The 15,124-nt window shown below is 34.6% G+C and carries 8 protein-coding genes and 2 pseudogenes; 6 read left to right on the top strand and 4 right to left on the bottom strand.

The window, feature by feature from the left end; all coding sequences use genetic code 11:
* Window positions 1-49: 49 nt before the first annotated feature.
* The gene (locus tag ABEY15_RS05860; RefSeq protein WP_429889056.1) at window positions 50-916 is read left to right on the top strand and encodes an SDR family oxidoreductase; all 867 of its coding nucleotides are present in this window, start codon (window positions 50-52) and stop codon (window positions 914-916) included.
* A 48-nt stretch (window positions 917-964) separates the two neighbouring features.
* Here the strand turns inward: ABEY15_RS05860 and ABEY15_RS05855 are convergent, their stop codons facing one another.
* Window positions 965-1,177 carry a DUF1540 domain-containing protein gene (locus ABEY15_RS05855; RefSeq protein WP_056471273.1) on the bottom strand — a complete coding sequence of 71 codons (213 nt, stop codon included), beginning with the start codon at window positions 1,175-1,177 and terminating at the stop codon, window positions 965-967.
* Window positions 1,178-1,349: 172 nt separating this feature from the next.
* Between ABEY15_RS05855 and ABEY15_RS05850 the strand changes: the two genes are divergently transcribed.
* The gene (locus ABEY15_RS05850; RefSeq protein ID WP_429889054.1) at window positions 1,350-3,074 is read left to right on the top strand and encodes a phospho-sugar mutase; all 1,725 of its coding nucleotides are present in this window, start codon (window positions 1,350-1,352) and stop codon (window positions 3,072-3,074) included.
* Window positions 3,075-3,116: 42 nt separating this feature from the next.
* On the opposite strand, the gene ABEY15_RS05845 is transcribed toward ABEY15_RS05850, so the two are convergent.
* On the bottom strand, window positions 3,117-3,374 hold the full coding sequence (locus ABEY15_RS05845) for a YhdB family protein (protein ID WP_069032872.1): 258 nt from the start codon (window positions 3,372-3,374) through the stop codon (window positions 3,117-3,119).
* A gap of 641 nt (window positions 3,375-4,015) precedes the next feature.
* Between ABEY15_RS05845 and ABEY15_RS05840 the strand changes: the two genes are divergently transcribed.
* Complete coding sequence (locus tag ABEY15_RS05840) at window positions 4,016-5,437, top strand: SpoVR family protein (RefSeq protein WP_429889052.1); 1,422 nt, start codon at window positions 4,016-4,018, stop codon at window positions 5,435-5,437.
* A 153-nt stretch (window positions 5,438-5,590) separates the two neighbouring features.
* On the opposite strand, the gene ABEY15_RS05835 is transcribed toward ABEY15_RS05840, so the two are convergent.
* Both ABEY15_RS05835 and ABEY15_RS05830 read right to left on the bottom strand, forming a co-directional pair.
* A complete protein-coding gene (locus ABEY15_RS05835; RefSeq protein WP_429889255.1) occupies window positions 5,591-7,747 on the bottom strand; it encodes a GerAB/ArcD/ProY family transporter in 2,157 nt (718 codons plus the stop codon).
* Window positions 7,748-7,773: 26 nt separating this feature from the next.
* A complete protein-coding gene (locus tag ABEY15_RS05830) occupies window positions 7,774-9,237 on the bottom strand; it encodes a spore germination protein (protein WP_429889050.1) in 1,464 nt (487 codons plus the stop codon).
* A 310-nt stretch (window positions 9,238-9,547) separates the two neighbouring features.
* Between ABEY15_RS05830 and ABEY15_RS05825 the strand changes: the two are divergent.
* From ABEY15_RS05825 to ABEY15_RS05815, 3 genes and pseudogenes are all read left to right on the top strand, one after another.
* Window positions 9,548-10,156: pseudogene (locus ABEY15_RS05825) on the top strand (SpoVR family protein); the annotation flags it as partial.
* Window positions 10,157-10,551: 395 nt separating this feature from the next.
* Window positions 10,552-10,758 (top strand): annotated as a pseudogene (locus tag ABEY15_RS05820) (S8 family serine peptidase); the annotation flags it as partial.
* 130 nt (window positions 10,759-10,888) lie between these two features.
* Window positions 10,889-15,067, top strand: a complete 4,179-nt coding sequence (locus ABEY15_RS05815; protein WP_429889049.1) for a S8 family serine peptidase — start codon at window positions 10,889-10,891, stop codon at window positions 15,065-15,067.
* Window positions 15,068-15,124 lie beyond the last annotated feature (57 nt).

Here is a 15,124-nt window from a genome sequence, read left to right as displayed (position 1 = left end):
ATGATTTGGGTATGCTAAATCTGAATTATTTTAAAGGAGGATGTAGTAAATGAGTCAAAAACAGTTTCCGACTAAATTTATTCCACAACATCAAAATAAGCAACCAGGTATTGAAAAGGAAATGACACCAATACCTATATCGGATGATCCGAATTACACTCCAAGTGGAAAATTAAAGAATAAAGTAGCCATTATTACTGGAGGAGATAGTGGGATAGGTAGAGCAGTTGCGATACTATTTGCGAAAGAAGGGGCATCGGTCTTTATTCCATATTTAGATGAAGATGTCGATGCGCAAGACACAAAGAAATACATAAATGATTTAGGTGGAAATTGTGAAATAATGAGATGTGACATTAGAACAGAGGAAGTTTGTAAACAAATCGTTCAAAATGCGATTCAAACCTTCGGAAAAATTAACATTTTAGTAAACAATGCTGCTGTTCAATATCCACAAAAAAATTTGGAAGACATTACGGAAGAGCAATTAAGACGAACATTTGAAACGAATATTTTTTCAATGTTCTTTTTATCAAAAGCTTGCCTTCCACATCTGAAGCAAGGGGACTCTATTATAAATACTGCGTCAATAACTGCTTATAAAGGACATGATCAATTATTGGATTACTCTGCAACGAAAGGAGCGATTGTCACATTTACTCGCTCACTTTCTACAAATCTTGCTCAAAAGGGAATTCGTGTTAATGGTGTAGCTCCCGGGCCGATTTGGACACCATTGATTCCAGCAAGTTTTGACGAACAAGAAGTAGCCAAGTTCGGTAGCACAACTCCAATGAAACGAGCTGGACAACCAGTAGAGCTCGCACCAGCATATCTTTATTTAGCCAGCAATGAAGCTTCCTATATTACAGGACAAATGATTCATGTTAATGGTGGAGTAATTGTGAACGGATAAACTAATAAAATGGTGCCAGATACAAAAAATGTAAATGGCACCATTTTATTAATATTTAGGTCGAAACGTGTGACAGCAAGTTTCACCACTATGTACAGCAGAAGTAGTTATCTCACCATCTAAGACTGCATTTTGAATCGTTAAATCAAAGTCATTTGAGTATTCGTATGCTTCGGTTTGAACAAGAATTGAGTCTGCTTGGCAAAAGTTTCCCTGCCCCCAAAAATTACAATTTGCAACACTACATCTAATTTCTGGCATGAACTCACCCTCCTTTTTTTTATTTTCTACATACTTTTAAATCTCATGCAGATTTAAAGTAGTAGCAATGTAGAATTTTTAGAGAGAATATTGTAAACTTTTATCAAGATAGAAGGAGTTAGGAAGACTTTTATCGAATAAAACTCTGATTAAGTATAGGAGGAGAACAAATATGAATTGGGAAACAACTTATGAAAAATGGATTCAATCACCGACATTAGATCAAGAACTAAAAGAACAATTAATTAAACTTGAGAATAATCAGCTTATACTTAAGGAAAGTTTTTATCAAAATTTAGAATTTGGAACTGGTGGAATGCGCGGGGAAATCGGACCTGGAACGAATCGTATGAACATTTATACAATTCGTAAAGCATCTGCTGGTTTTGCAAAATATATTGAAAGCTTTGGAGAAGAAGCAAAAAACCGTGGAGTTGCAATTGCTTTCGATTCTCGTCATAAAAGTCCTGAGTTTGCAATGGAAGCAGCTAAAACACTTGCGACCCATGGTATTAAGGCGTATGTATTCAATGAATTACGTCCTACACCAGAATTATCATTTGCAGTACGTGAGTTAAACTGCTTCGGTGGAATTGTCATTACGGCTAGTCATAATCCACCTGAATATAACGGGTTTAAAGTTTATGGTGATGACGGTGGTCAATTACCTCCAGCTGCTGCTGACCAAGTAATTGAATACGTTAATTCATTTGAAAATGAGTTAGAAATTGAAGTATCTTCAGAAAAAGAATTAGTTGAAAAAGGCTTAATACATAGATTAGATGAAGAAATGGACAAATTATATGTAGAGCAACTAAAAACTGTTGTTGTTAACAATGAATTAGTTCAAGAACATGGTAAGGATTTAAAAATTGTCTTTACTCCATTACATGGCACAGCATTACTACCTGCAACGATGTCATTAAAAGCAGTTGGCTTTGAAAATGTAACAATTGTTGAGGAACAAGCAAAAGCAGATCCGAATTTTACAACTGTAAAATCACCGAACCCTGAAGAACACGCAGCGTTTGAATATGCAATTCGTTACGGTAAAGAGATTGATGCAGATGTATTAATTGCAACTGACCCTGATGCTGACCGATTAGGAATCGCTACAAAAAATGAAAAAGGCGAATATGTAGTCTTAACTGGAAACCAAACAGGAGCATTAATGCTTCATTATTTATTAAGCCAACAAGATGTACCTTCTAATGCACTATTACTTAAAACAATCGTTACATCTGAATTTGGTCAAGTAATCGCATCAAAATTCGGTGTTAAAACAATCGATACACTTACTGGATTTAAGTTTATTGGTGAAAAAATTAAAGAATATGAGCAAACGAACGAATACTCATTCTTATTTGGTTATGAAGAAAGCTATGGCTATTTAATTAAACCATTTGTTCGTGATAAAGACGCAATCCAAGCAACAGTACTTGCTGCAGAAATAGCTACTTATTACAAAACAAAAGGTATGACTTTATATGAAGGCCTAAATAGCCTATATGAGCAATATGGCTATTATTTAGAAGGACTAAAATCATTAACATTAAAAGGGATTGAAGGTACAGAAAAAATTCAATCGATTTTAACAAATTACCGTCAAAATCCACCAATGGATATTAATGGCTTAAAGGTTGTTACTGTTGAAGACTATAAACTTCAAGAGAAAACGACTTTAGAATCAGGAGAAAAAGAACAAATCCTTCTACCTAAATCAAATGTATTAAAGTATCAACTTGAAGACGGTTCTTGGGTATGCTTACGCCCATCTGGAACTGAACCAAAAATCAAGTTCTACTTTGGAATTGTTGGACAATCTCGTCAAGATAGCATCCAAAAATTGGATAGTTTACAACAAGCATTTATGGAAAAAATTGAAGTATTAGTCTAAAAAAAGAGCGACTATTTAGTCGCTCTTTTCATTTATTTTTAGTTAAAGCTCTAATGATGAGATAAAAGATTGTTCTTCGGCGCTTTCTTCCCTAGTGGCATGCTCAATATGTTGGAACATACCTTTTAGTTTTTCATCAATGATCGCTAAGTCCCTCTCGTATTTAAAGGCATGTAGAAAATGTTCGATACGCTTTGAAAAAAGTTCGTCTTTCGTATTTACCATTAACACGAGAAGCTTATCCCATTGACAACAATAAGTGTAATACAATGCTAAATCATAATCGGATTGTACTTGCATTGTGAACCTCCTTTTTAGAGGGTACACATAGTTTATGGCGAAAAAAATTAATTAGCCATGAGAGAATTTAACAAAAGGTTACGGTAGAGGTTAGGTAAAAAAAGGATGATTAGGTACAGTAACAGTAGGGAAAACAGGAAGAGTAGTGAGATAAGTCGTATAAAAAGAATATTTTATTGATTTTGATCAAATTATGAAAGAAATAACTTCATTCAAAATGGGATAAAATTAGTCTAATCAAAGTTTAATTGCGTCCCTAATTTAGTTTATAAACGATAAAAAAATCTTTTCCTACACTTAAGTATACTTCCATAAGAAACAGGAATAATAATATTAATTCAATGGTTGATAGAAATACTGGAATAATTGTGGTTTCCTAAAACGCAAAATACAGGTCTTAATAACAATTAGTATTAAGAGATAAAAAATAATGGAATTTAAAAAAGAAGTTATATCAATTGAATTGTACAAATAAAATTAACTACCGTATGAATTTGAATTTTTTTCATACGTTTTTTTGTGTTTATGATTTTTTAAATAATTGAATTAGTCATATGAATATAGTAGAGATATGACTATTTTTACATTAATTCAATTTTCAGTTCATAGAATAATATAAGAAGAGACAGGAGGAGAGTGTGATGAAGGCGAGTGATTATAGAGCGTTGGAATATGCTATTGACGAAATTACAGAGATTGCGAGAGGATTTGGGCTAGACTTTTACCCAATGCGCTATGAAATCTGTCCAGCAGATATCATATATACATTTGGCGCTTACGGTATGCCTACAAGATTCTCCCACTGGAGCTTTGGAAAACAGTTTTATAAAATGAAGCTTCATTACGATTTAGGGTTAAGCAAAATTTATGAATTGGTAATTAACTCTGATCCTTGTTATGCATTTTTATTAGATACAAACTCTCTCGTTCAAAATAAATTAATCGTTGCACACGTTTTAGCTCATTGTGACTTCTTTAAAAATAACATTCGTTTCTCAAACACGAAGAGAGATATGGTTGAAAGTATGGCAGCTACTGCTGAAAGAATTAAACACTATGAACATATATACGGAAAACAAGAAGTAGAAAATTTCCTAGATGCAGTACTCTCAATTCAAGAGCATATTGATCCATCATTAATGCGACCAAAACTGGCTTATGATTTAGAAAGTGACTTCCCAATAAAAGAGAAAAAAAGAGTTACACCATATGATGATTTATGGAATATGGATCAAAGTAAAGAAAAGAAAAATGATTCAAACTTGATCCCAATTAAACGTAAACAATTCCCACCACAACCCGAAAAAGATATCTTATTATTTATCGAAGAATATTCTAGAGAACTAGAAGAATGGCAACGTGACATCCTAACTATGTTACGAGAAGAAATGCTTTATTTCTGGCCGCAGCTTGAAACGAAGATTATGAATGAAGGCTGGGCAAGTTTTTGGCATATAAGAATTATGCGAGAACTAAATCTCGACTCAAACGAAGCAATTGAATACGCAAAACTAAACGCAGGCGTAGTTCAGCCATCGAAAACAAGCATTAACCCGTATTATTTAGGACTAAGAATGTTTGAAGATATTGAAGAGCGATATAACAATCCAACAAAAGAAATGAAAGAATTAGGTGTTAAACCTGGCAGCGGTCGAGAAAAAATGTTTGAAGTACGTGAGCTAGAATCTGATAGTTCATTTATACGAAACTACTTAACTAAAGAACTCGTAATGAGAGAAGATATGTACTTATTCCAGCGACAAGGTAAAGAATATAAAGTCACTGATAAAGCATGGGAAAATGTTAGGGATCAACTTGTAGTTAGTCGGGTAAATGGAGGATTCCCTTATATTGTTGTTCAAGAGGGCGATTATTTAAAAAATGGAGAGCTTTATTTGAAGCATTCCTATGAACATATGGAACTTGATGTGAAGTATGTTGAGAAGGTTATGCCTTATATTCATCAGTTGTGGGGTAGAGGCGTTCATTTAGAGACGAATATTGAGAATAAGTCTGTGTTGTTTAGCTATGATGGGAAGAATATTCATCGGAAGTATATTTGAGAACGCCTTTTATAGGCGTTCATTTTTTTTTTTGATGAATTTTTAGAAAAATATGAACAACTCCCATTTCAAATCAACGATTAGAAATGGAGATTATCCACAATCTAGAAGACACCACTTTATAAACATGGTGTCTTTTTTCATATTGCCCCGTTAATCAATAGTTCCAGTTTGTCGGATTTCAACATCTGCCTTTACAAAAACTTTTACGTGAGGATAATACATTTCCCATTTTTTCTCATTAAATCCTGGATAATGTTCTCTATATTTTGCTCCTAAACCTAGAGGGTCTACTTGATGGTTCTTAAATTGGGTAACGATATTTAAGGCATCTTTTTCTAATATCTGTTCAATCTGTTTTTGAATCTTTTTTTTATCAACAGCTACCCTTTGTTTCTTTGAAGGAGCGAACTCTTTAAGACTTGGTCTCATTTTTAGATGAATTATAAATTCTGGTCTACCATGTACAATTTTTACTTTATACTTTACGTTTGAACCGAGAGTTTCAATAACGACCTTATCACCATTTTCTAAAATAAATTGGTGCAAAGTATTTTTGGAGCTTTCAACCAAAGCCTTAAATATGAAAAGATCTTTAAGTGAAATAGATGTAACATATTGATCATTTTTAAAAAATGCTATTCCGGTGATCCCGATGTTATCGTTTTCATTTTTAATTAAAGGTAAATATGGATCCTGTCCAATTTGAAATAATTGAAATAAAAAGGTATGTAAATCAGTTCGGGGAAGTTGGCCAAATTCCATATTTTGCACCAGCATATTATTGACATGAATTGAAACATTCTCTTTTTTATATTTCTTTGATTTAAATAATTGATTAGCATCGCCATCAACAATTCCCAATTGAATAAGGCTCCCAATTGAAGGGTCACGATGTAAGGTGTCTACAAAATCATTAATCCCTATTTTTGCCAGTTTTTTGCCATAAAGAGCTACACGAACCTGACCACTTACTAATGGATTTTGAGTTTCGTTATTTAAGATCGAACGAATCTCTTTACTGGATTTCCCTATAGCTGTTCTGACTTCTGTAGAAGAAGCTTTGTCTTTTTTGAAAATGGGATATACAATAGTTCCCTTTATGTCCTTTTTTTCTGTCAGATCATACCCTAACCCTTGTGACATATCGATTTTATTGACAATGTAGGAGGTAGGGAAAAGGGTGCACCCTGACAATAATAAAATAAGAAACAACAAAAGTGCTGACCGATTAATCATTTTGATTACCCATTTTTTAAAAGTAAAAACAAATAAGAGTATTGGAATATAGCCGTAAAATATCCATAAATTCATTTGAGTGATATATTTATTAAGCAGATCTTTGAAGGGATCGTTTATTATTTGACAAATGACTACACTTAATAGGCTAAGAATGATTAATATATGCTTTTGCTTACTACTAAAAATTTTTTTAAAACCTCTACTGGAGCACCATAATAAAAGTGCGATTAATGTACTAACGATAATCAAATACATGGATATATATAAGTATTCAAATCGCTCCAAGAAAGGCAGTGTAATTACTTTTGTTAAAGACAGTTCTGGCCAAATTGTCGTTTTTAACAGTCTTTCACTATAGAAGGTAAAGGTAACAATAGCAGAAAAAGTATATAGTAAAGTAGTAAATAGTACTCCTAAATGAGCGAATTTTTTTGAGGCTTTAGGATTCCTTATAAATGGATAGAACATCAGTAAAGTTTCAGTTCCAGCCGTTGTGGACATTGAGCTTTTAATAGAATCCGACAATTCTATTAATGAATGGTTCATTATTGGCAGTAAATTTGAAAAGTGAGCCATTTTTAACGGGAAAAAATAAAGGAAAATTAACAAAATTTGCGGAAAAATAAACGATAAAAGAGACATCCCGACAACAACCCGAAATCCTCCAGAAACACAATAATAAACTGATATTAAAATTAAAGTAGAAAGAATCCATGATGGTATGGTAGGAAACATCCATACTTGAATGATCTCTATAAACTTAAGTAAAACATAAACGCTTGCTAACCAATAATATATCATAATAAAAAAACTAAAAAATTTGCCTAGTACATTTCCGAAAATATTTGAATGAACATCGATAATATCTCCATCGACTTTTCCTAAAAGTTTATACATCACCCATATTAACACTTGTACTAAACAACCTGCAGCTAATACACCAATCCAGGCATCATATCCTGCTTTCGTGGCAATGCTTCTTTGAAAACTTAAAATGCTAACACCAACCTGCGAATTATAAATAACAAAGAAGACTAAATAAGGAGAAATCTGATGTCTTATATTCACTTTCAATTTAATTTCTCCTTTACGGTTTATTCATAAAAATCGCTCAATGGCTCTGGGTTTTTTCCATCTCCAGTTGACTTTCTCTTTTTTTGTGGACTCAATGATGTTGGGTTTTCTTTTTGCATCGAAAAAGGGAGCCTGACCCATAAATCTTGAAATGAAGTCTTACGTATTGGATACTGGCTTAAATAGGGACGCCCGAGTGAGGTTAGCCGCAGTAAATGAAGCAATGCAAATTGGTAGCCTAAAAACACTCCAAACAAACCTAGCCATTGAGCAAGTAAAATGACTGGAAACTTAATAAATCGAATAGTATTACTAAATTTATACACAGGAGCCGTGTACGAAGTTAAAGCTCCAAGTCCTACTAAAATAAGCAAAATATTACTTGTTAATCCAGCTTCCACAACAGCCTGCCCAAGCACAATACCACCCACTACACCAAGGGACATTCCAATTTTAGGTGGCAGGCGGATTCCAGCTTCTTTTACCATTTCAATCATTAATTCTAAAAAAAGGGCCTCACCGAATGGGGGAAAGGGAACTGTTGCCCTTGATCCGACAAGCGTTTCAAGTAAACTGGCAGGAATCAACTCATAATGATAAGTCATAATTGCTACATACAGCGGACTTACGAATATCGAGATATAAATAGCACCGAATCGTAATAAACGAAAGAAATTTGAAATAATCCAGGAATAACTATAATCTTCCATTGCAATAAAGGATTCCATAAAGGTAACTGGAAGAATTACTAGATTGGGTGATCCATCTACTGCAATGATAATTTTACCTTCTGTAAGACCCGCAGCAACTCGATCTGACCTTTCGGTTGAGATCGATTGAGGAAATAAGGAATTAGAATTGTCCTCAATCATGGAAGAGATATAAGAACTATCCAGAATATGGTCATATTGAATATCATTTATTCTTTGTATTACGGTGTTTACATTTTCCTGATCGGCAATCCCATCCATATATAAAACCGCTACTCTTGTTTTTGATAGCTTTCCAACCTTCATTTCTTTGATGAGCAGTTCAGGTACAGGCAATCTCTTTCGAATAAGATTAATATTAATGTCTAATTCTTCAATAAATCCAATTTGAGGTCCTATGGCAGATACTTCCATAGTCGTTATGCCAACATCACGAAATTTACTGTTTGCTATATTAATTAATAAACATTCTTCGTCATGTTGATGTTTTTGAATAGCTACTGCCCCAATTAATATGTTTTGGATAATTTTATTTTTATCCTTAGTCAAAATAATCTCTTGAACGGGAATTTTATTCTTTAATCCTTCGAGTGATAACCAGTCCTGCAAATAAGGCAATACATCTTTATGTAAAATGTCTGATGAGATAAGGGTGCGATAATAAGAAAGCCAAAAAGGTGCATTGTCACTTAATGAAGTATGCTCATGAACAAAATCATTTGATTTAGATAATTGTTCAACCCAAGTTTGTTCAATTAAATTATCTGGTTCCATTGCCTTATCTCCCTCAAAACTAATTTTTTCTAATTATGTGTAAAAAAGGGAATTTTATACAAATTTCACTCGATAAATGCTTACTTTAAATATTTGCTTCTTTTTCTTGTTTTAGATGATTTCCCTTTTCCAGTAAATTCGTTATGATCAAGACCTAGCCCCGCCTAGGAACACATATGAACTACAATTGGAAATTGTACCTTAAAATTGTTTCTTAGTTCAGCCAGCATTTGTTCCGCCATTCGAGTAGCGATACCAGGGATGGAATCAAGTCGTTCTCTTTCTTCTTATTTGAGATCTTTAAGAGAAACAAGGTTGGGCAAGTTACTGGCACATCCGCATCATGCGTGAACTAAACCTTGATTCAAATGAAACAATTGAATACGCAAAGCTTAATGAAGGAGTAGTTCAGCCGTCGAAAACAAGCATTAACCCGTATTATTTAGGACTAAGAATGTTTGAAGATATTGAAGAGCGATAAAATAATCCAACAAAAGAAATGTGTGAGTTAGGTGTTAAACCTGGCAGCGGTCGAGAAAAAATGTTTGAAGTACGAGAATTAGAGTCTGATAGTTCATTTTTCCGAAACTATTTAACTAAAGAACTCGTAATGCGTGAAGATATGTATTTATTCCAGCGACAAGGTAAAGAGTATAAGGTCACTGAAAAAGCATGGGAAAATGTACGAGATCAACTTATAGTTAGTCGAGTAAATGGAGGATTCCCTTATATCGTTGTTCAAGAGGGCGATTATTTAAGAAATGGGGAGCTTTATTTGAAGCATTCCTATGAACATATGGAACTTGATGTGAAGTATGTTGAGAAGGTAATGCCATATATTCATCAGTTGTGGGGTAGAGGGGTTCATTTGGAGACGAATATTGAGAATAAGTCTGTGTTGTTTAGTTATGATGGGTAGAATATTCATCGGAAGTATATTTAGGACCACCTTTTTTAGGTGGTTTTTATTTTGCCAATTATAGGAATTAAAGTGGAACTACGCCTATGACTTCGCCAATCGGCGAGTTTTTCTGTATAAATAAATAAGTTTACCATCGGAAATATAAGAAAATCTTATATATTGCTGTTATTATCAAAAAATCTAATTATATTCGAAAATTCTGATAATGTATACTGATAATAGCAAATGGGGAAGGAGCTCGAATGAGGTCGAAATTTGATAGATTTTTAGTTCAGTAAGTTTCAGCTAGAACACATAAGAACCTGATCAATTTCTATCAAAATCTTATATTTTGTTTTTCTTCTGAAATCAAAAGCATTAAAAGCAATCTATAGTATTACAGTTTTAAAAGCCGAACAGAACATGGAATACATGCATCCGGAAAAATTATTGGACAAGGTAAAAATGATAGTGATTATGCTACGAATGGAATTGCTCCAGATGTAGATCTTTATGTATACCGAGTTTTAGGTCCTGGTGGAAGTGAAACGTCGGGTGAAATCGTTACAGGAATCGAACAAGCAGTATTTAGATGGTGCAGATACCATGGACCTATCTAGGTATTTATGAAGCTTATATCGTTTATACGAACCAAGATAATTCATCGGAAAGTATTGGTGCGTAACGAAAGAGTTATAGAAAGCAATTAGTCATCTTATAAAAAAATAAATGGATGGGGAGAACTGGGGAATGAAGAAAAAGCAAACTAAATTACTAGTTGGCGCGCTTACTACTAGTATCGTATTTTCACAATCACAAATGGTTAACGTATTTGCACAAAGCCCAACAAAATTAGATGAAGCTGTAGCAAACCTTAACACTAATAGTGACACTAACACTAACGAAGATAGCAAATTGAATCTAACTGCAGAACAACGTCAAGCTCTTAAGAATATTGACAAGTTCAATGCAAGAGGACTTCATTTATCGGACGACGTGGACTTAGATAGTTCAAAGACTGTATCAGTTATCGTAGAGTTCAATAACAAACCGAAGAAAGTTGCTTTACTTGAAGCAGCTGTAAATGGACAAAATCTATCTCCTACAGAAGCACAAAGCAATGTAGATGATGATCATGCAACATTTCAAACTGATTTAGAGAATACTGTAAAAAATGGAACGTACAAAGTAAAACGTTCATTCAAAACTGCATTCAATGGAGTATCACTACAAGTTCCTGCTAACAAACTACAAGAATTAGTCCAATCAGGAGCAGTAAAAGCAATCTACAGTAACCAAACTGTACAGTTAGATGAACCTAAAACACCTGACGCACAAGCTACTTCAACTGAGGCAGATACCCATGGAATGGCAGCAGAACGTTCTTACCTTAAAATAGACCAATTACACAAAGAAGGTTTTACAGGTAAAGGTATTAAAGTAGGTATCCTTGATACAGGGATTGACTACAATCACCCAGATTTAAAAGACGCTTACAAAGGCGGTTATGATTTCGTTAACAATGATAATGATCCAATGGAAACAACTTATGATGATTGGGTAAAAGCTGGTAAGCCAAGTATTAATGGCGGTGCTGAACCTTACTACACTGAACATGGTACTCACGTAGCTGGTACAATTGCAGGTCGCGGAAAGGCTGACAGTCATCTTTCAACTACAGGTGTTGCTCCGGATGCTGATATCTATGCTTATCGTGTACTTGGACCAGGCGGTGGTGGTACAATGGACGCAATCATCAGTGGTATTGATCGAGCAGTTACAGATGGCATGGATGTAATTAACCTATCTCTAGGTGCACCATATAATGATCCATTAACGCCTCAAAGTATGGCACTCAACTATGCAGTATTAAGTGGTGTAACAGCTATCGTTGCTGCAGGTAACTCTGGAGATGCAATGTACACTGTTGGAAATCCTGGAAATGCTGCTTTACCATTAACGGTTGGTGCAAGTGATGTTCCAACGATCATTCCAACAATCAAAGGTAATGACGATGGTGTGAGCTATAGCATGCAATTATTAGCAAGAGGATTTGATGATAAAATTTCGGATTTGCTAACAAAATCATACCCAATTGTAAACGTTGGATTAGGACAATCTTTTAATTATTCTGGTGCAAACACTCGAATAGATGGAAAAATCGCATTCATTCAACGTGGTACAAATACGATTAACGATAAGATTTTACAAGCGAAAAACCGTGGCGCTGCTGGAGTAATCATTTACAACAACGTTGATGGTTTAATGCCTTTCTATTTATCAGAAGGTGAAGATTTCATCCCATCATTTAATTTAACAATGGCAGATGGACTTGCATTAAAACAACAAATCGCAAGTGGTAAAACAACATTCTCTTTTAGTGATTTAAGTTCAATCACAACAAAAGGTGATGAGTTAGCATCATTCAGTTCACGTGGACCATCTCGAGTAAATTATGATATTAAACCAGAAGTTACAGCACCAGGTGTAAGCGTGCTATCAACTGTTCCTGGATTCATTCATAGTCCGAATAATCCAACTGATTATAATCATGCATATGATCATATGTCAGGAACTTCAATGGCAACTCCGTTTGTAGCAGGTGTTGCAGCATTATTAAAACAAGCTAACCATAACTTACAACCAGAAGATATCAAAGCTTTATTAATGAATACAGCTGACCCATTAAGCAAGACTTACTCTGTATATGAAGTTGGTGCTGGACGAGTTGACCCGTACCAAGCTTTACATTCTTCAATTGAGATTAAGGTGAAAGACACAACACCAGTTGTTGTTAATGGAGAAACAAATGATATCGAAGAAATTACAAGCGCACTAAGTTTTGGTAACGTAGCTTTCACTGGTAAGGATTTAGTTGAATCTCGTTCTTTAACATTTGAGAACAACGGTTCTAAATCTAAAACGTTTGATGTAAAAGTTTCTTATCAAACAAACGTAAGAGGCTCAAAGGATGCAGAAAAGAATGGAGTAACAGTTACTACAGACAAAACTGTTAAGGTTCCTGTAAATAGTAATGTGACAAGAAAAGTAGACCTTTCAATTCCAACGACAGCTGAAAAAGGTATTTACGAAGGATATGTAACTTACACAAACCAAGATGATCCATCTGAAACATATCGTGTTCCATTCGGAGTGCATTTTGTTGAAGAAGGCATTAAAGACTTTACTCTTTCTCGTAACTCAATCACGAATGACCGAAATCAATTAAAGAGTCCAATTATGCAACCAGCTTTAACTGCAACAATGACATTAAATTCTCACATGAGATCTTTATACGTAGTCCTTTCTGATGCAAAAACAGGTGAAGATTTAGGTATAGCGAATACGTTTGATGGAATGGGTTTTGAAGAAGGTAAAACATATTTCTTCCAGCCGTTCGTAGGAGCTATCTATCCGTTTGCTGATAAAGAACATAAAACGATCAGCAAAGTTGCAACATTACCAAGAGAAGGTCATTACAAATTAAAACTTGTTGGTGTAAATGATGATGGTAAAGAATTTGTTAATGCTCAAGATTTATTCATTGATAATACTGCTCCTGATAAGTTCGAAATGAAAGTACAAGGGGAAAATGAAAGAAGTCCTTTCGTTGAATACAAGAAAGGTGTAACGGCAATCCCTGTTACAGCTTCTCTCCATGACCAAATGGTTGATCAAATGAGAGCAGTTGGTATCGATGTTAACCAAGGTACAGTGGGTATTCCTTACGCTTGGAACAGTAACTCAATCAACGGAAAACTAACATTAGATGAACACGGGAACGGGTCAGACAGTGTTGCAGTAACGCCAAATTCACCAATTACACAAGTACTATTTGTTGGTGGAGACCAAGGAACGAATGCAAATGCTCAAGAACTGTACTATCTTGTTGAAGACAATTATTCATATGTATATGGTGATCCACAAGGTCCACTTAGACACAAACAAATGATTACACATGTTGGAGATACAAGATCTTCTACACTAACTGCTTATAATGTAACAAAAGTAAAATCGGCTGTTTATACTTTCTCTGCTAATACACTTGATACAAATTTTGAAAGCATTAAGTTAAATCCTGCAGCTGAGGCTTTAGGTGGAGTTTTATCAACAACAACAACTACTGCTAATACAGTTAATGGTCCAGTCGTTACAGTCGTTGCAACAGTTACGTTTGACGGAACTAAAGAAGTAACGGGCGACATCCCAATGGTTGATGTAGCAGTTAAAATTCAAGATATCCAAAAGCCTGTTAACGGTTCAAGCTTATCACTTGCTTCAACAAAAATTACAAGCGTTGATGGTGTCGTGACAAGACCTTGGGGAACATTCCCGACAATCGTTATTTTACCGAAGTTCTCTTCTCTAGGTGGTTATGTATATGCTCAAGGCTTATTCAAGAATGGCAAGTTCGATGAAACTGTAGGTAGAGATTATACTTTAACTGGAATGAAAGCGTTCGTTCAAGACAAAGACGGAAAGAGATACGATGGTGCAATTGCTAAGAATGGTCAATATGTAGTAAATGGATTACCACTTACTCATGATGACATGTCAATCGTATTTGATGTTCCTGGTCACTTTAATACGTACACTAGCTTCCATGGTATGTACCAAACTTTAGATGGTGAAGAGTATGGAGTAGCTGGTTACATTGGTAGAGATGTTTATACAGCTACTGCAGGAGACGTTAATAAAGATAATGTAATCGACATCATGGATGCACTGGCTATCCAAACATATTGGGGAACAAATAAACGTAGTGCAGATATTAACTTCGACGGAAAAGTTGACGTAAATGACTTTGCATATGTGTATTACAACTACGGACTTGGTAACCCAACAAATCCAAATGCAAATCCAAAAGCTAAGAAAACGTACAAAGGTCAAACGTTAGAAAGTATCATCGTAGAATTAGGTTTAAATTAATTTAATTGGTAACCTGGGTAGCTTATGCTGCTTTAGGTTACTCCATTTTTTTAATAC

This window comes from Gottfriedia acidiceleris, from assembly GCF_050457485.1.
GTDB classification, from domain to species: domain Bacteria; phylum Bacillota; class Bacilli; order Bacillales; family Bacillaceae_G; genus Gottfriedia; species Gottfriedia acidiceleris_D.
This window is presented reverse-complemented; position numbering and strand designations above follow the sequence as displayed.